Origin of the sequence: Holdemanella sp. MSK.7.32, assembly GCF_024460475.1 — a bacterium.
Taxonomy (GTDB): Bacteria; Bacillota_I; Bacilli_A; order Erysipelotrichales; family Erysipelotrichaceae; genus Holdemanella.
The window spans coordinates 1-18,483 of record NZ_JANFYN010000007.1; the positions used below are offsets into that span (position 1 = coordinate 1).

14 protein-coding genes and 2 rRNA genes are annotated in these 18,483 nt (G+C 37.1%); 2 read left to right on the forward strand and 14 right to left on the reverse strand.

Features of this window, described 5'->3' with window-relative positions; genetic code table 11:
- The 5 genes from NE544_RS02695 to NE544_RS02715 all read right to left on the reverse strand — a co-directional run.
- Window positions 1-1,871: ribosomal RNA gene (locus NE544_RS02695) — 23S ribosomal RNA — on the reverse strand; the annotation flags it as partial.
- A gap of 224 nt (window positions 1,872-2,095) precedes the next feature.
- A 16S ribosomal RNA gene (locus NE544_RS02700) occupies window positions 2,096-3,636 on the reverse strand.
- A 422-nt stretch (window positions 3,637-4,058) separates the two neighbouring features.
- Entirely contained in the window at window positions 4,059-5,000 is a 942-nt protein-coding gene (locus NE544_RS02705; protein ID WP_118116357.1) for a glycyl-radical enzyme activating protein, read from the reverse strand.
- The gene (locus tag NE544_RS02710; protein WP_256268235.1) at window positions 4,963-7,269 is read right to left on the reverse strand and encodes a formate C-acetyltransferase/glycerol dehydratase family glycyl radical enzyme; all 2,307 of its coding nucleotides are present in this window, start codon (window positions 7,267-7,269) and stop codon (window positions 4,963-4,965) included. Before NE544_RS02710 ends, NE544_RS02705 begins: the two co-directional genes overlap by 38 nt.
- Before the next feature lie 63 nt (window positions 7,270-7,332).
- Window positions 7,333-8,055 carry a DeoR/GlpR family DNA-binding transcription regulator gene (locus NE544_RS02715; RefSeq protein ID WP_256268236.1) on the reverse strand — a complete coding sequence of 241 codons (723 nt, stop codon included), beginning with the start codon at window positions 8,053-8,055 and terminating at the stop codon, window positions 7,333-7,335.
- Window positions 8,056-8,120: 65 nt separating this feature from the next.
- Here NE544_RS02715 and NE544_RS02720 point away from each other — a divergent pair, with 65 nt between their 5' ends.
- A complete protein-coding gene (locus NE544_RS02720) occupies window positions 8,121-9,422 on the forward strand; it encodes a sodium-dependent transporter (protein WP_256268237.1) in 1,302 nt (433 codons plus the stop codon).
- On the opposite strand, the gene yfcE is transcribed toward NE544_RS02720, so the two are convergent.
- From yfcE to NE544_RS02755, 7 genes are all read right to left on the reverse strand, one after another.
- Window positions 9,382-9,927: a phosphodiesterase gene (gene yfcE / locus NE544_RS02725; protein WP_117571230.1), complete on the reverse strand. Its 546-nt coding sequence runs from the start codon at window positions 9,925-9,927 to the stop codon at window positions 9,382-9,384. The genes NE544_RS02720 and yfcE overlap by 41 nt on opposite strands.
- A gap of 52 nt (window positions 9,928-9,979) precedes the next feature.
- Window positions 9,980-11,629 (reverse strand): diphosphate--fructose-6-phosphate 1-phosphotransferase, encoded by a 1,650-nt coding sequence (locus NE544_RS02730; RefSeq protein WP_118116365.1) that lies wholly within the window; start codon window positions 11,627-11,629, stop codon window positions 9,980-9,982.
- 88 nt (window positions 11,630-11,717) lie between these two features.
- Window positions 11,718-12,371, reverse strand: coding sequence for a chloramphenicol acetyltransferase (locus NE544_RS02735; RefSeq protein ID WP_256268238.1), 654 nt, complete (start codon window positions 12,369-12,371; stop codon window positions 11,718-11,720).
- An 8-nt stretch (window positions 12,372-12,379) separates the two neighbouring features.
- On the reverse strand, window positions 12,380-13,243 hold the full coding sequence (locus tag NE544_RS02740) for an EamA family transporter (protein WP_256268239.1): 864 nt from the start codon (window positions 13,241-13,243) through the stop codon (window positions 12,380-12,382).
- 66 nt (window positions 13,244-13,309) lie between these two features.
- Window positions 13,310-13,762: a peroxiredoxin gene (locus NE544_RS02745; RefSeq protein WP_003865762.1), complete on the reverse strand. Its 453-nt coding sequence runs from the start codon at window positions 13,760-13,762 to the stop codon at window positions 13,310-13,312.
- 86 nt (window positions 13,763-13,848) lie between these two features.
- A complete protein-coding gene (gene rlmD, locus NE544_RS02750; protein ID WP_256268240.1) occupies window positions 13,849-15,069 on the reverse strand; it encodes a 23S rRNA (uracil(1939)-C(5))-methyltransferase RlmD in 1,221 nt (406 codons plus the stop codon).
- On the reverse strand, window positions 15,059-15,652 hold the full coding sequence (locus NE544_RS02755) for an HAD family phosphatase (RefSeq protein WP_256268241.1): 594 nt from the start codon (window positions 15,650-15,652) through the stop codon (window positions 15,059-15,061). The genes rlmD and NE544_RS02755 overlap by 11 nt, the downstream gene beginning before the upstream one ends.
- A gap of 64 nt (window positions 15,653-15,716) precedes the next feature.
- On the opposite strand from NE544_RS02755, the gene NE544_RS02760 reads away from it, so the two are divergent.
- A complete protein-coding gene (locus NE544_RS02760) occupies window positions 15,717-16,127 on the forward strand; it encodes a peptide deformylase (protein ID WP_117571224.1) in 411 nt (136 codons plus the stop codon).
- Between the two features lie 24 nt (window positions 16,128-16,151).
- Here NE544_RS02760 and NE544_RS02765 read toward each other — a convergent pair whose 3' ends face one another.
- Together NE544_RS02765 and htpG are read right to left on the reverse strand one after the other, a co-directional pair.
- Window positions 16,152-16,442, reverse strand: a complete 291-nt coding sequence (locus NE544_RS02765) for a response regulator (protein ID WP_256268242.1) — start codon at window positions 16,440-16,442, stop codon at window positions 16,152-16,154.
- A gap of 69 nt (window positions 16,443-16,511) precedes the next feature.
- A complete protein-coding gene (htpG, locus tag NE544_RS02770) occupies window positions 16,512-18,419 on the reverse strand; it encodes a molecular chaperone HtpG (RefSeq protein WP_256268243.1) in 1,908 nt (635 codons plus the stop codon).
- Between the last annotated feature and the right edge of the window lie 64 nt (window positions 18,420-18,483).

Consider the following 18,483-nt stretch of genomic DNA (forward strand, 5'->3'; position numbering starts at 1 on the left):
GCTCTTAACAGATCCTCTTAACCTTCCAGCACCGGGCAGGTGTCACCCCCTATACTTCGTCTTGCGACTTCGCAGAGAGCTGTGTTTTAGTTAAACAGTCGCTTGGGCCTCTTCACTGCGGCTTAATTGCTTAAGCACTCCTTCTCGCTAACTTACGGAGTCATTTTGCCGAGTTCCTTGGCAACAGTTCTCTCGCTCACCTCGGGATTCTCTCCCTGCCCACCTGTGTCGGTTTTGGTACGGGCCGCATATGCATTGCCAGAAGCTTTTCCTGGAAGCCGTCATCATGTGCTTCGCTACTTTCCTAAGATTTCGCTTACCTGTCACGCTCTAGCCTTAAGGTTACCGGATTTGCCTGGTAACCAGCCGCTTCGCTTCGCCCTCAATCCATTAAGAGGGTCACACTATCCGTCTCCGTCACTCCTTCGCTCCATATACGGGTGCAGGAATCTTTCGCCTGCTTTCCATCCACTACGCCTTTCGGCCTCGCGTTAGGTCCCGACTTACCCAGGGCGGACGAACCTTCCCCTGGAATCCTTGGGCTTTCGGTGTGTAGGATTCTCACCTACATCTCGCTACTCACACCGGCATTCTCACTTCTATACAATCCACCGCTCCTCACGGTACGGCTTCTGCTCGTATACAACGCTCCCCTACCACTATAGTTTCCTACAATCCGCAGTTTCGGTATCAGGCTTAGCCCCGGTACATTTTCGGCGCAGGGTCACTCGACTAGTGAGCTGTTACGCACTCTTTAAAGGATGGCTGCTTCTGAGCCAACCTCCTAGTTGTCTGGGCATCCCCACATCCTTTTCCACTTAGCCTGTATTTTGGGACCTTAACTGGCGGTCTGGGCTGTTTCCCTCTTGACCATGGACCTTATCACTCACAGTCTGACTGCCGGACATCCTTAATGACATTCGCAGTTTGATTGTATTCAGTACCCCGGGATGGGGCCATCACACATTCAGTGCTCTACCTTCACTAAGGTTCTTTCCGACGCTAGCCCTAAAGCTATTTCGGGGAGAACCAGCTATCTCCGGGTTCGATTGGAATTTCTCCCCTAGCCACAAGTCATCCGCTAACTTTTCAACGGTAGTCGGTTCGGTCCTCCATTGAGTTTCACCTCAACTTCAACCTGCTCATGGCTAGATCACCCGGTTTCGGGTCTGCAACATCCTACTTTCGCCCTCTTAAGACTCGCTTTCGCTTCGGCTCCGGTCTTTCCTCCTTAACCTCGCAGTCTGTCGCAACTCGCCGGTTCATTCTACAAAAGGCACGCCATCACCCCTTAACGGGCTCTGACTTCTTGTAGGCATACGGTTTCAGGTTCTCTTTCACTCCGCTCCCGCGGTTCTTTTCACCTTTCCCTCACGGTACTGGTTCACTATCGCTCACTCGTTTATATTTAGCCTTGGCGGATGGTCCCGCCTGCTTCCGACAAGATTTCTCGTGTCTCGCCGTACTCAGGATCCCATTAGGCTTCCCTTGGATTTCGGTTACAGGGCTTTCACCTTCTTCGGCCGGGCTTTCGATCCCGTTCTCCTATCCTCGTTCTTGCCATATCATGGTCCTTCAACCCCGGTCCTCGGACCGGTTTGGGCTTCTCCCCTTTCGCTCGCCGCTACTCAGGGAATCACTGTTGTTTTCTTTTCCTCCGGCTACTTAGATGTTTCAGTTCGCCGGGTACCTCTCTTGCAGGCCATGTATTCACCTGCAGATGACAGCTCATGTCTGCTGCCGGGTTCCCCCATTCGGACACCTCCGCTTCTTCGCTTCCTTACAGCTTCACGGAGCTTTTCGCAGTTTGGCGCGTCCTTCTTCAGTTTCGAGTGGCAAGGCATTCGCCGTACGCCCTTCCTTACTTAATCAGTGGTTCTCGTGTGTTTCGAGATGTTCTTTTTCAAGAACTGTTTTTTTACTGTTTTCTCAGTTTATCTTACAACTTACGTTTTAGACCTTTTCTGTTATGTCTTTTCTTCTTAGTTGCTCAGTTTTCAAAGATCGATTCTTCTGAGAAGTCTATGACCTCTCAAAACTAAACAGGATTTTTACAACCTACTCTTCAATTTCCACGTTTCTTCTTTCTCCTTAGAAAGGAGGTGATCCATCCCCACGTTCCCGTAGGGATACCTTGTTACGACTTAACCCCAGTCATCGGTCCTGCCTTCGACGGCTCACTCCCCGAAGGGTTATGCCACCGGCTTCGGGCATTACCAACTCCCATGGTTTGACGGGCGGTGTGTACAAGGCCCGAGAACGTATTCACCGCGACATGCTGATTCGCGATTACTAGCGATTCCAGCTTCATGAAGTCGGGTTGCAGACTTCAATCCGAACTGAGACGTCCTTTATGAGATTCGCTTGCCTTCACAGGCTTGCCGCTCTTTGTAGACGCCATTGTAGTACGTGTGTAGCCCAGGCCATAAGGGGCATGATGATTTGACGTCATCCCCACCTTCCTCCGGTTTATCACCGGCAGTCTGATATGAGTCCTCAACTCAATGTTAGTAACATATCACAAGGGTTGCGCTCGTTGCGGGACTTAACCCAACATCTCACGACACGAGCTGACGACAACCATGCACCACCTGTCTCCTTGATAACCTCGGATATATCTCTATACCTCTGCAAGGGATGTCAAGGCCTGGTAAGGTTCTTCGCGTTGCTTCGAATTAAACCACATACTCCACCGCTTGTGCGGGCCCCCGTCAATTCCTTTGAGTTTCACACTTGCGTGCATACTCCCCAGGCGGAGAACTTACTGCGTTAACTGCGGCACTGAGTTATTCCCCCAACACCTAGTTCTCATCGTTTACGGCGTGGACTACTAGGGTATCTAATCCTATTTGCTCCCCACGCTTTCGTGCTTCAGTGTCAGAATCCAGACCAGACGGCCGCCTTCGCCACCGGTGTTCTTCCATATATCTACGCATTTTACCGCTACACATGGAGTTCCGCCGTCCTCTTCTGTTCTCTAGCTGATCAGTTTCCAGAGCCAGTACGGGTTGAGCCCATACCTTTTACTCCAGACTTGATCTGCCACCTACGCACCCTTTACGCCCAATCATTCCGGATAACGCTCGCCACCTACGTATTACCGCGGCTGCTGGCACGTAGTTAGCCGTGACTTTCTGGTAAGATACCATCACTCACTCATCATTCCCTATGAGTGCCGTTTTTCTCTTACAACAGAGCTTTACGATCCGAAGACCTTCCTCACTCACGCGGCATTGCTCGTTCAGGGTTCCCCCCATTGACGAAAATTCCCTACTGCTGCCTCCCGTAGGAGTTTGGGCCGTGTCTCAGTCCCAATGTGGCCGTCCGCCCTCTCAGGCCGGCTATGCATCGTCGCCTTGGTGGGCCGTTACCTCACCAACCAGCTAATGCACCGCAGGTCCATCCATGTTCATGGCCAAGGCCACTTTAATAGCAGTCAAATGCTTGTCTGCTACCTATCCGGTTTTAGCATCCGTTTCCAGAAGTTATCCCGGGCACATGGGCAGGTTACCTACGTGTTACTCACCCGTTCGCCACTAGATTCAAAGAAGCAAGCTTCTTCTCCTCTCGTTCGACTTGCATGTATTAGGCATGCCGCCAGCGTTCATCCTGAGCCAGGATCAAACTCTCCATTTGATTTAGCTCTTAGATGTCTCTGACATCTTTCTTTACAATTGTTTGTTTCGAAATTGACGTTTTAGTTTGTATTTTATTTCCTGTTCAGTTTTCAAAGATCATGTGCACCTCAGCAGTGCTCATCTATATTACCAAATACTTCCCACTTCGTCAAATGTTTTTTTTATTTTTTTTAAAAATATGTGAATTTATTTAAATAAATCATTAACACAGTGTTTACACACAAAGCATATAATACTGACTTGAAATACATAAAAAGCTATAAATAAAGGAATAATCGATATTCAATCCAACACGAATCGTCTCAACGTTTACAATTATACAGCAACTCATTCCATTTACTTTTCTCAATGAAAGAAAATATCGGGCTACCTTCATATATCAAAAAATATAATTTAATTTTAAAAAGGAGCCTACGCTCCTTAATCGATAACTAGATTCTTTATACCATTTTGTTTTGCACAATCATAGAACTCTTGCATCTTTTCACTAGAATACATTTTTGGATTTTCTTTAAAACAATACTCCATATCCAAATATGCATATTTAGATTGAGCTAAAGGATTATAATTCAAGATTTCATAATGAACATCCTCATAACATGAAACCAAAAACTTCGAAATCAAAGAAATATTATCAAAGGATGCCGTCATAGTCGGAATTAAAGGCGTACGAACAATCACGTGCGCTTTTTTATTGCTCTTAAGTAAATACGCAATGTTTTTTAATATTTTTTCATTTGAAACACCCGTATACTGTTTATGCAAGTTTTCATCATACAATTTACAATCACAATAAATTTGATCCAAGTAAGGTAAAGCCTTTTGTACATTCTCTAAATCCGTATATAGACTTGTTTCAACAGCCGTATGAATTCCTTTTTCCTTACAAACCTTTAATAAATTAATCAAGAAATCACTTTGTAAAAAGGGCTCTCCCCCTGAGAAAGTAACTCCACCTTCTCTTTTAAAGAATATTTCATCCTTTAAAATTTCATGAACACATTCCTCTACCGTATACTCTTTGGCATCCATACTCAAAGCTAAAGTAGGACATATATCACAAATCGCATCCCAATCTTCTCTTGCGTTTCTTGAAACACTAATTTTATGATTTACACATCTAACTCCACCCTGTTTTGATGCATGTACACAACTAAGACAATGCATACACTTGGATTCCATATACAAGACTTGTGGTAAATATGACAATCCTTCTGGATTTTGACACCACTTACAGCGAAGTGGACACCCCTTAAAAAACACCGTTGTACGAATTCCTTTTCCATCGTGTGTCGCAAAACGCTTTATATCAAATATATACCCTTTAGATGTTGTCATAACTTGTCCTTGCGATAATTTCATCCTGCAACTCTCCAGCAAGTTCTGTAAAATATGCTGTATAACCAGCAACACGAACCGTCAAAGAGCGATATTGATCCGGATGTGCTTTGGCATTTAATAAATCTTCTTTACGAACCACATTAAACTGAATATGTGGAATCTCTAAATCAACAAATGTGCGCATAAAATTCGCAAACTTATCAATACCCGATTCTGTTTTAAAGAATTCAGGTAAGAACTTCATATTTAACAAGCCACCATTTGTTGTACAAGAATTATCTAAATGCGACACCGATTTTAATACTGCCGTAGGGCCCTTTAAATCACGACCATACACAGCCGATAATCCACCATCTGCCAAAGGCGTTTTGGCAAATCTTCCATCACAGCTAGCCCCTACATTTTCTCCCATAGGAACATGGGCACTCACCGTATACATTCCTGTATGATATTCTCCATTACGATAGTTTGTATATTTTTTTAATTTATTTCTAAACTTTAATGCCCATTTTGCACCAAGCTCATCCACCCAATCCACATCATTTCCATACTTAGGTGCACGATTTAGTAACATCTGACGCATGACTTCATTGTTTGAAAAATTTTCTTTCAAAGCTTTTTCTAAATCAGCTGCATCAATTTTCTTTTCATCATATACAAGCTTTTTTAAAGCCGCCAAACTATCTGCAAGGTTTGCCACCTGAATCATTTGAATACCCGACAAATTATAATGCGCACCACCACGCGTGACATCCATTCCTTTTTCCATACAATCATCAATGACACTTGATAAGAAGGCTGTTGGTAAAATATCAATATGTGCTTTTTCCACTTCTTCTAAACATGGAATCATTTTATCAATAAAATAATCCATCATTTTTTCAAAGGCAGATTCTAAATCAGAAAACGAAGTATATGTACTTAAAGCCCCATAATCAGGCCCCATTTGTTTTCCCGTCAACAAACAACGACCATGATTCAAAGTAAGTTCTAACACCTTATTCATATTAAACATGCCCGAATCCGACCAACCTAAATTATTGCCTTGTGTTGTAAGTTCCACACAACCAACAATCGCATAATCCATGGCATCAAAATGGGATATACCTAAATCTTCCATCGCCTTAATAATTGCCTTATCATTGAAAAATTGTGGCATTCCACTTCCTTTTGAAACAACTCGAATCGCATGCTTTAACAGTTCATCATTCGTATGTTCATGAAGTCGAACGGATAAGTTGGGTTGTGGAAGACCAATATCTTCTTGTGCTTTTAAAAACAAATGACTCAATTCATTACTAAAATCGTTTCCATTTTGGTCTTGTCCACCCACACAAATATTGAATCCAATTGGAAAACCCGCAAAATATTTAGCACTATGCGCATTTCTTAAATATACGATCTCATTGAATTTCAACCATAAACATTCAATTAATTCTAAAGCTTCACTTTCTTTTAACATGCCTGAATCTATATCTTGTTTATAGTAAGAATATAAAGTTTCATCTAAACGACCCGGAGAAAAACTAGATGCATTACTTTCCATGTGTAGCACTACAAATAAAAACCATAATGACTGTAATGCTTCATGAAATGTGGCAGCTGGTTTATAAGCCAAATTTTCACAAATTTCTGCCACTTCCTTTTTGTTCATCTCCAAAGCCAAATCATGATAGCGAAGCATAAACTTCTGAACACCTTGCATGACTAAAATAACACATTCATAGAATTCTTTTTTTGATTCAGAACATATTTTTAAATGATTTCTAGCTAAATCAATATAGCCTTGTGGACCAAGTTGAAGCCATTCTTTAACATTTGGACAAATATGCCCCTGAGCATGATCGGTTTGATTAACTTTTACTACTTTAGAAATTGCACTAATTTCATTACCAAAACGATTCTTAATAACATCCTCTAAACTTTTACCTTTCCAATATGGAACAATCACTTTACGAAAAGTCTCAATGTCTTCAGGACGAACATTAAACTTATCTTGAGGACGTGTTGGAATCGTTTCAAATTCACGATCCACCCAAGAAATTCCACTTTCTGGAAATACAACACCATAACGAACACCTTTTGTTCGATTTCCCACAATCAACTCTTCAGGTTCCATACCAATTTCAATTTCATTTAATGCGTTATACAAAGAAAGTGCACGCTTATAAGGAATCGATTTATCTTCATTTTCTTGATATGTTCGTGTAATAATCAAAGCTTGTTCAATACTTACAAAGCGTGGTTGAGATAACATTTTATCTTTCAGAATAGAAATACGATTTAACATAGTAAGTCCTCCATCTACAATTAGATTATAAAAAGAACTATGATCAAAATCAATAGTTCCTTATTACTTTTTATTACTTTTTATTGTTTGTAGAATTCCATAAAACGCATCTACCTTGGCATACTCATAATTTCCCATTTGATAAAACTTATCCGAATCCGCCAACATATAGGCCTTTTTCGATTGTTTTAAAACAATACGCTTTGTTTGACCATCATTCGGCATATAGGTCATAACACTTCCAGATTCTAAATCTATACCAACCACACCTAAAAAAGATAAATCAAAATGAAATCGTTGAAGAAATTCATCGCACATATTACCCACAAAACCATTTCTTGCATAATCAAATTCTCCACCAATGAAAATAGAATGAATTTGACTTGTAGAAAGAATCTGAATTACATCCAACATATTCGTAACGACTGTAATACCTGAAATAGGTCTTAACACTAATAATTTAGCTAATTCAATATTCGTAGTCGAAATATCCAAAAAGACTGTCATATTTGGTTCAATCAAATCATAAGCCATTTGCGCTATTTTTTGTTTCTCCTTACTATTCACATTCTTTCTAGAATTGGCATCCTCTAAATGAACATTTAAACGATTCAAAATCGCTCCACCATAAATCTTTTTACATTTCCCTTTCGATTCTAAAAAAGCTAAATCTTTACGAATTAAATCGGGTGTTACACCAAAACGTGTACTTAAATCTTTTACCAACACTTTACCATTCTCTTGTAAATCTTCTAAAATTAAATTTTGTCTTTCTTCTACAAACATACTCATCACCTGTTTAAATATTATATCATTTTTGTGATATACTAAGAAACATCGAGGTACTACAAATGAATAAAAACGGAAATTTTAAAAGTACGGTAGGATTTGTGCTTGCCTGTGTAGGTTCTGCCGTAGGAATGGGAAACATATGGATGTTTCCATATCGTTTAGGACAATATGGAGGAGCTGCCTTTCTGATTCCATATTTAATTTTTATCGCCTTATTTGGTCTTGTTGGTTTATCGGCTGAATTTGCGCTAGGAAGAATGGCAAAAACCGGAACGTTAGGTGCTTATACATATTGTTGGAAGAATAAATTTGGTAAATATATTGGATGGCTTCCACTACTTGGATCTCTTGGAATTGCGATTGGATACAGTGTCATTTTAGGATGGGTATTTCGCAGCATTCAAGGTGTAGTCACAAACGAACTACTCACGAATAGTATTCCAGCTTTCTTTACGAATATGACACAATCCTTTTCAAATGTACCATGTCACTTTTTAGTCTTGTTTGTGACTTGTTTATTGTTATTCACAAGTGCCACAAATGCCATTGAAAAAGTCAACAAAGTATTGATGCCAGCCTTCTTTATTTTATTTATATTCCTTGCCATTCGTGTCAGCTTATTTGACGGTGCTATCGAAGGTTATAAATTTTTGTTTGTTCCTAAATGGGAATGTTTACTCAACAAAGAAACATGGATCATGGCCATGGGACAAGCTTTTTTCTCCTTATCCATTACTGGTTCTGGAATGATTGTATATGGAGCATATTTAAAGGATGATGTGGATATTCCAAAGGCAAGTGTGCAGACGGCTGTATTTGATACAATTGCTGCGATGCTAGCAGCACTTGCCATTATGCCTGCCGTATTTTCTTTTGGCATTGATCCCGTTAGCGGTCCTAGTTTAATGTTTTTAACCCTTCCTGAAGTATTTAAACAAATGCCACTCGGCAATCTCTTTGCCCTATTCTTCTTTATTTCAGTAGCTTTCGCCGGAATCACAAGTTTAATCAACATGCTTGAAGCTGTGTGTGAGTCTTGGCAACACCGCTTTCACATTTCGAGAAAGAATGCTGTTTTACTTTGTGGCATTATCACATTCGCCATATCTGTATGTATTGAAAATGGTGATATTGTAGGTAAATGGATGGATGTTGTCACAATCTACATTATTCCTTTTGCAGCACTACTTGGAGCCATTACCATTTACTATATTTTAGGCTGGAACGCTTTAAAACAAGAATTAGATAAAGGAAGAAAAAAGCCGGTAGGACCGACTTTTAAATTCTTAGGCAAATATGTATATGTATTTCTTGCCATCATTATTTTGATTTTGGGAATTCTTTATAACGGTATTGGCTAAGCGTTTCTAAATCTTTCCAAGTAAATACACAGTCCTCTAGTATCATATAACTATGAGGGCTGTTTTCTTTTGGAATCGAAACAGATCCTGGATTCATATAAATAATACCATCTCGATCTTCAAGGGTAGGAACATGGGTATGTCCACATAGTAATATATCCCCCATTTTTAATTTAACAGGTTCTAAATGTCCATGTGTACAATAGATAAAAAGTCCGTTTATATCTAACACAGAATAATCTGCTAAACATGGAAAATCCAATACCATTTGATCGACTTCACAATCACAATTTCCACGAACACATAAAATCGAGTCTGATATGGAATTCAACATCTCAATCACTTTTTTAGGTGCATAATCTTTTGGTAAATCATTTCTAGGGCCATGATATAAAATATCCCCCAATAAAATCAATCGATCTGGTTTTTCGTATTTGTAAGCATCCATTAGTTTTTGACAATAATAACTTGAACCATGGATGTCACTTGCGATCATATACTTCATTAAATTTCACTCCCCTTTAAGAAAAAAGAATGCCGAAGCATTCTTTTATTTATTATTCACCTTTTTCTAAAGCTAATGTACGAGTTGTTAAATCACATACTTCAGTTGGTCCATAGTATTGGATAGCTCCTGGATAAGTATATGCAGTTTCAACAGCCCATGTATCACGGTTTGCTTCGAAATATTTGAATGGTTTTCCATCTAATTCAACCAATGCTTTTTTGATAACTGGTTTATCTTCACCATTACGACGTTCGATATTCATCATCTTAGTGATTGGCATACCACCAGCAACCCATTCTTCAGCTGGTTTAGATAAGTTAGATACTTTTGATAAATATCCATTATATCCATATTGGATCAACATGAATGCGTTGTATCCTAATGAGTAACAATAGTCAGCATCAAAGTTTGATGGGAATGCACAACGTCCTTCGTATCCAAAGAAGTGGTGTAATGCATTGAATTTACCTGTAAATCCTCTTTCAGTTAATTTATCTTTAACTAAAGCTGAGAACAATTTTTCTGATTCAATTAAAGATACCTGTACGTTTCCGTGTGGATCTCTTTCTAAGAATAATTGTTGTTGGATAGTTTGAGGTAAGATTGCGAATACAGCCATTGATTCAGCAGTTAAACCTTTTTCAATGAATGCATATTTTTCTTCCCAGCTACCTAATGCGTTAAATTCTTCTGTTTTGTTTCCAGCTAATAATTCGTTGATTTCAGCAATCAATGCTTTAAATTCTGGAACAAATTCAACTACACCTTCAGGGATGATTGCAACACCGAAGTTGTTTCCATTTGCAGAACGTTTTTCAACAGCATCTGCAATGTAGTCAGCGATTTCAGATAAAGATTGTTTTTTAGCAGCAACTTCTTCTGAAATTAAGCAAATGTTTGGTTGAGTTTCTAAAGCACATTCCAAAGCTACGTGACTTGCACTACGTCCCATAACTTTTACAAAGTGCCAGTATTTTTTAGCAGAGTTTGCATCACGTTCGATGTTTCCGATTAATTCGCTATATGTTTTAGTTGCAGTATCGAATCCAAATGAACATTCGATGTCTTCGTTTTTCAAGTCACCATCGATAGTTTTTGGACAACCGATAACTTGAACACCTGTATTGTGAGCAGCAAAGTATTCAGCTAATACAGCAGCGTTTGTATTTGAGTCATCACCACCGATAATTACGATAGCAGTGATTCCGTGTTTTTCACAAACTTTTGCAGCAACTGCGAATTGTTCTTCAGTTTCTAATTTTGTACGTCCAGATCCGATAATATCAAATCCACCAGTATTTCTGTATGCATCGATATAAGCATCATCGAATTCTACATAGTTGTCTTCTAATAATCCAATAGGACCATTTTTAAATCCGTAAAGAACATTTTCTTTACTAGTAGCTTTTAATGCATCATATAGACCACAAATAACGTTGTGTCCACCAGGTGCTTGTCCACCAGATAAGATTACACCTACAACTTGTTTTTTAGCTGCAGAAGTATTTTCTCCTTTTTCGAATGTGATTTCTTTTTCTCCGTAAGTGTTAGGGAATAAAGCCGCGATTTTTTCTTGGTCTGCAACACTTTGAGTTGCGTTTCCTTCCTTAACACAGATTTCTGAAATACCATTTCTTAACATTCCAGGCAATTTTGGACTGTATTGGTATCTAGCTTTTTGAAGTGGTGATTGATTCATTTTTATATCTCCTTTTCAATTTATACCTACATTAAAAATTTTATAACACTTTGCCCAAAAAGTAAATAGAGCACCCCATCCAAGGCCTTTATTCAAGGTTTGAATTTAAATATTCCTTACTAATTTCTTTTTGTAGATACTCAAAAAACAATCCAATATGATACCCATCAGCTACGGCATGCGCAATTGTGATATTTAGCGGCATTTGATTCTTTTCATCATATTTTCCGGCTGTGATGATTGGAAAGAAGGCAGCACCCCCATTGACCACGCGACTTGAAACCGCAGTAAATGCAGTCCATGGTGTACATGAAACACAATAAAAGTTTGCAGGTTGGCCTTCCTTTACTTTGATTCCCCTTTTTGTTTTACCTAATTCCATATCAGAAGTAATATTTTTGTAGAAAGAATCAAAATCATCCGTAAAATCGGTCCAACAATCCGAAAATGTATGATCTTCTTCATGGAAAATCGTATAGTTAGGAACCAAAGAATCCCACACACATAAATCTCCATTTTTATCTTTAAACATTTTAAAGTTCTCAATTCGATTTAATACTTTAGTCACACAATAAATCAACGTGGGATAAAATTTATATCCATTTGTATGACAAAAAGTTAATAACTCACTCACATCCATATTGGCCGTCATATTGACTTCAACATTTAAACTGTTTGTATAATACAAATAATGCTCTTTACGAGCCCATTGCTCTAAATCAATTTTTCTATATCTACACATAAACTCTCCTATATCATTGTCATAATTACAGTACCCACTGTAATCAAAATTAAACCTAGTAATGCCTTCTTAGATAGCTTTTCATGAAATACAACACGAGAAAAACCAATTGTTACAAGTATACTCAATTTATCAATGGGAACCACCACACTTGCAGGTCCATCCTGTAAAGCACGATAAAAACATATCCAAGATGCTCCTGTCGCAAAGCCAGATAAGATAATAAATAATAATTCTTTAATATCAATAGATTTTATTTCAGACTGCTTATTTTTCACAAATACCATAAGCCAGGCCATGACTAATACAACACTTGTACGAATGGCCGTACCTAAATTAGAATCAATTCCAGAAATACCAATCTTACCTAAAATTGATGTAAGGCTCGCAAATACAGCTGACAAAATTGCATACATCAACCAGCTTTTATCTGAAGAATTAGATTCAGACTCATCTTTTCGAGTAATCATCAACATCGTACCTACACCGATCATGCATACACAGCCAATTTTAGCTAAAGACAAGCCTTCATGAAAGAAAATTAAAGCCAGTAATATTGTTAAAATCGTACTGGACTTATCAATTGGAACCACCTTATTCACATTCCCATTTTGTAAAGCCTTAAAATAACATAGCCAGCTAGCTCCTGTTGCGATTCCAGACAAAACTAGAAACAACAAAGTTTTTCCACTGATATCCGTAATACCGGATATAGTTCCAGTTAAAAGAACAAGAATCCACGAAAAAACTAAAACCACAATGGTACGTATGGCGGTTGCCACATCGGAATCTGTTTTTGAAATCCCACATTTTGCGAGTATTGAAGTGATTCCTGCAAAAAAGGCAGAACCTGTCGCATATAAAATCCACATAGTATCACCCAAATGAAATTTTATACCTCATAATCCTTTAATACAAATACAAAAAGGAAGCAGTGCCTAAACTACTTCCAACATATTTTCAGCATCATTGGCCGCTTTTACTTTATCATTTGCACGAACAATAATTCCAGATTCATCTATTAGATACGTTGTACGAACCACACCCATTGATACCTTTCCATAATTCTTCTTTTCTTTCCATACATCATAAGCTTCAATCACTTTTCTTTCTGGATCTGCCAACAAAGTAAAGGCAAGGCCATACTTTTCTTGAAACTTCTTATGAGAAGCCACTGTATCTTTACTGACCCCTAAAATGACAGCTCCTTTTTCTAAGAATTGTGGATATCTTTCAGAAAAACCACAAGCCTGTTTTGTACACCCAGCCGTATTATCCTTTGGATAAAAATATAAGATAACCTTTTTACCTTTATAATCACTTAATTTATGCATCACACCATCTTGATCAGGCAGTTCAAAATCAGGTGCTTGAATTCCAATTTCTAACATATATATTCTCCGTTCTGTTACACAAATTATAGCATTCCAAACAATTTAAACATACCCATATGCACAAAAGGAAGTATACTTGCTTCCTAACGTTTTTTCTTACTCATTTTACTTGATCTGAATTGTGCTTGTCTTTGGGCCTTTTTTGTAGGCTTTGCGTTGAATTGTTTCTTTTCTAATACGCAAACACTTTCAATATGATCTGTATAAGGGAATAAATCCACTAATTCTAGTTTATTTGTGACATAACCTTGTTTTCTAAATTGATTTAAATCACGAACCTGTGTTCTTGGATCGCAAGAAATGTACAGAATCTTTCTTGGATTTAAAGCGGTTGCGCACTCAATAAAATCTTTTGTCGTACCTGCACGAGGTGGATCTAAAATGATCGCATCATAATGATTGTGATATTTTCTTGCCTGGCGCATAAACTCGGTTGAATCCATCGCAACAAATTCAATATTTTTGATTTTATTTTGTTTCGCATTGTATTTTGCGTTTTCAATCGCATCCGGATTGACTTCTACACCCATGACTTTCTTACAAGAATCTGTCATTGTTAAACCAATTGTACCAACACCACAATATGTATCTAGTACTGTATCCGTTTCCTTTAAATCTAACATTTTCTTAGCTAAGCCATACAATACTTCACATTGTTCAGAATGAATCTGATAGAACGAATTGTGTGAAAACGCGATGTCTAAACCACATAACTCATCATGAATCATACCATCCCCATATAAAACAATAGCTTCATCCTGCAAAACAATACTTGTCTTTCTAGGATTGATATTTTGTACAATTGTTTTAATTTGTGGAAATTCACTCGTTAATACACGCACCATATTTTTTCTTGAAGGAAAAATTTTCTGACTTGTGACAAATACAACCATCACTTCATCTGTTTTATGTCCCCAACGAATCAATACATGGCGCAATAAACCAGTCCCTGTTCTTTCGTTGTACAATTCTAATTTCATAGAGCCAACAAGTTCTGTTATCTTGTTGATAATTTCATTGACAAGTTTTGGCTGCATTATACAATTTTCAGTCTTCACAACACGATGCGAATGAGGCGCATATAAACCTGAATATACTTTTCCTTTATCTTTCGCAAAACCAATAATCACTTTATTACGATAATGTGTATCATTCTTTGCCATATGCACATCGCCAACGCGAACCTTTAAATGTGCTTTTTCAACCAATTCTTCCACATCTTTTTTCTTTTTATCTGCCTGCATACTCGGCTTCAGTTTTAAAAGTGAACATCCACCGCATATTTTTTCTACTTTACACTTCACTAATTTTCTCCTTTATTAAGTCAATAACCTTACTTGAATCTTTAACTTCAATTGTTTCAAATCCCAAATTACTTGCTGCAACTACATTCTCTTTTCGATCATCTAAAAATAAACATTCAGATGCCTTAAGATCATATTTTTTTAATAATATATGAAATATTTCTGGATCCGGTTTAATCTTCTTATATTCATAAGAAAAAACACCGCCATCTATATTATCAAACACACCACAACTTCTCAAATACTTTGTATCATCTTCTGGAATATTTGAAAGAATATATACATTGTATCCTAAAGTTTTTAGTTCTTTAATATACGCAACATTATCTTTTAGTGGAATCACAAATTCTGTCCAATGATACATCAATTCTTTAATATTTAACTCTAATTCAGGAAATTGTTTTACTCCCTTTTCAATCATTTCTTCCACTGAATAGAGTCCTTGATCATACTCATTCCATAAAGAATCAAAATAGAATGATTTCACTTCCTCTTGTCTTTCATTAAAGAAGCTATAAATCAATTCATTTGAATCAAATTTAACCAATACATTTCCTAAATCAAATACTATATTTTTCAGCATATGCCAATTATACTTGAAAAAAACATCTAAAACAAATATGATTTTTGAAGAAAAGAGGTATGTTATGATTAAACCAATAATGAAAGATGAAGCTTTCTTAGCTATTAAATCATCTCCCGCTACAAAAATGGATACACAAGTGGCTCAAGATTTAAAAGATACATTACAAGCTTATAGTGATCGATGCGTAGGCATGGCTGCCAATATGATTGGTGTTTCTAAAAATATTATTATCTTTGCGATTGGACCTGCACAAATTGTGATGTATAATCCAAAAATCACAAAGAAATCTAGACCTTACAAAGTCAAAGAAGGTTGCTTATCCCTAGAGGGTGAAAGAAATACAACTCGTTATGAAAATATTACTGTTGAATATCAAGATGAATCTTTTAAAAAGTGTAAACAATCCTATTCTGGTTTTGTTGCTCAAATCATTCAACATGAAATTGATCACTGCAATGGTATCATCATTTAATAAAGCCAGGAAAAACCTGGCTTTTTATATAATTTGAATAATTCGATCTTTTAGATCCTCTAAATATAAAGGTTTACTAATATGCCCATTCATACCAGCCTCGTAACATTTCTGAATATCTTGCATATACGCATTGGCACTCATCGCAAGGATTGGAATCTTTTTATCTTTTTTTCGAATTTGTAAAGTGGCCGCAACCATAACTTCTAAATCATTTGAACTTTCATTTAATACATCACGATAAAAGTTTTCCTGCTCACTTAACTTTAGTTTTCCAACACCTTCTACTTCTTTCACTAATTTTTGATACTTCATAATCTTCACCTAAACTAAATGTATCACGAATGAAAAAAAAAGCACAAACTCGAAAGTTTGTGCCTAGAATTATTTCACTAACAATTCACAGATCTTCTTTGAATATGCGATTGGATCTTTGATTGCGAAGCCTTCAATTAAACAAGCCTGATCATATAACACTTCAGTAACTTCTTTAACTTTATCTTTATCAGAAGCGTATAAAGTCTTCAATGTTTCAAAGATTGGATGATTTGGATTGATTTCCAAAATACGCGTAGCCTTCATTGGCATTGGACTTTGGTTAGGCATATTTGCGAAAACCTTTTCCATCTCAAAAGAAATACCTTCGCCAGCCGTTAAGCATACTGGATCCTCTGTCAATTTATTTGACAATTTAACTTCAGCAACCTCATCGCCTAAAGCTTCTTTCATGAATGTCAATAAATCTTTATTTTCTTCTTTTGATTTATTTAAAGCTTCCTTTTCTTCCTCAGTATCTAAATCTAAATCTCCTTGAGCCGCATTTCTGAACGTCTTTTCTTTGTAGTTCATCAATGTCTGCATCACAAATTCATCCACTTCATCGGTTAAATAAAGAACTTCAAATTCTTTATTCTTCAATGTTTGAACAACTGGCATCTTGTCAATCAATTCAACATCTTTACCAGATACAAAGTAAATATCTTTTTGATCCTCTTTCATACGAGAAACATATTCACTTAAAGTAACATATTTCTTTTCTCTTGAAGAGTAGAACAACAATAAATCTTGGAATTTTTCTTTATCCATACCATAGTTGTTGTAGACACCAAACTTCAAGTTTACACCAAATTCTTCAAAGAATTTTTCATATGCTTCACGATCTTTGGCAAGCATATTTCCAAGTTCATTCAATACTTTCTTTTCAATACGACCCGCAATCAATTTTAATTGATGATCATGTTGAAGCATTTCACGAGAAATATTTAAAGATAAATCTTGAGAATCCACTAGACCTTTCACAAAACGCAATGAATCTGGCAACAATTCTTCGGCATGATCCATAATGAATACGCCTCTACAATAGAGTTGAAGACCTTTCTTATAGTCTTGTGAATAGAATCCTTGAGGTAAGTGTGATGGAATATAAAGTAAGGCTGTAAAGCTAGTATTTCCCTCAACACTAAAATGAATCACTTTTTGAGGATCTTGATAATCATAGAAATGATCCTTGTAGAATTGATTGTATTCTTCATCTGTAATCTTCGATTTTTGACGTTTCCATAAAGGAACCATTGAGTTTAAAGTCTGATCTTCAACCACTGTTTCATATTCAGGCTTTTCACTTTCCTCAGTACCCTCTTTCATCTTCTGAGTTTCTACATTCATCTTGATTGGATAACGAATATAGTCTGAATATTTCTTAATCAATTCTTTTAGCTCGTATGTCTCTAAATATTTAGAATATTTTTCTTCATCTGTATCTTCTTTTAAAGTTAAAATGATTGTTGTACCATTTGTTTCCTTTGTACAAGGTGTGATTTCATAACCATCTTCACCAGCACTTACCCATTCATAAGCTTCATCACTACCTGCTTTTTTCGTAATAACACGAACATCTTTTGCAACCATAAATGCAGAATAGAATCCAACACCAAATTGACCAATGATATCTACATCTTCATCGTTGTTTTCTTCTTTTTTCTTCATTTCCTCTTTAAAAGCCAAAGAACCACTCTTCGCAATTGTACCCAAGTTTTCCTCTAATTCTTCCTTTGACATACCAATACCAGTGTCCGAAATTGTTAAAGTACGAGCTTCCTTATTTGGTTCAATACGAATCTCAAATTGACTTGCATCCGCATGACCTTGACTTTCATAATAATATTTATCAATCGCATCACTCGCATTCGATACAAGTTCACGTAAGAAGATTTCCTTGTGTGTATAAATGGAATTGATCATCAAATCCAATAAACGTTTTGACTCCGCTTTAAACTGTTTTTTCTTAGCCATAATACCACTCCTTCATTAGCACTCTAATATTTTGCCTGCTAATACTATACAACACCTTTTTAGC

Coding starts and splice junctions, on each gene's coding strand:
- NE544_RS02705 (WP_118116357.1), bottom strand. CDS start 5,000: ATGAAATTATCGCAAGGACAAGTTATGACAACATCTAAAGGGTATATA.
- NE544_RS02710 (WP_256268235.1), bottom strand. CDS start 7,269: ATGTTAAATCGTATTTCTATTCTGAAAGATAAAATGTTATCTCAACCA.
- NE544_RS02715 (WP_256268236.1), bottom strand. CDS start 8,055: ATGTTTGTAGAAGAAAGACAAAATTTAATTTTAGAAGATTTACAAGAG.
- NE544_RS02720 (WP_256268237.1), top strand. CDS start 8,121: ATGAATAAAAACGGAAATTTTAAAAGTACGGTAGGATTTGTGCTTGCC.
- yfcE (WP_117571230.1), bottom strand. CDS start 9,927: ATGAAGTATATGATCGCAAGTGACATCCATGGTTCAAGTTATTATTGT.
- NE544_RS02730 (WP_118116365.1), bottom strand. CDS start 11,629: ATGAATCAATCACCACTTCAAAAAGCTAGATACCAATACAGTCCAAAA.
- NE544_RS02735 (WP_256268238.1), bottom strand. CDS start 12,371: ATGTGTAGATATAGAAAAATTGATTTAGAGCAATGGGCTCGTAAAGAG.
- NE544_RS02740 (WP_256268239.1), bottom strand. CDS start 13,243: ATGTGGATTTTATATGCGACAGGTTCTGCCTTTTTTGCAGGAATCACT.
- NE544_RS02745 (WP_003865762.1), bottom strand. CDS start 13,762: ATGTTAGAAATTGGAATTCAAGCACCTGATTTTGAACTGCCTGATCAA.
- NE544_RS02755 (WP_256268241.1), bottom strand. CDS start 15,652: ATGCTGAAAAATATAGTATTTGATTTAGGAAATGTATTGGTTAAATTT.
- NE544_RS02760 (WP_117571224.1), top strand. CDS start 15,717: ATGATTAAACCAATAATGAAAGATGAAGCTTTCTTAGCTATTAAATCA.
- NE544_RS02765 (WP_256268242.1), bottom strand. CDS start 16,442: ATGAAGTATCAAAAATTAGTGAAAGAAGTAGAAGGTGTTGGAAAACTA.
- htpG (WP_256268243.1), bottom strand. CDS start 18,419: ATGGCTAAGAAAAAACAGTTTAAAGCGGAGTCAAAACGTTTATTGGAT.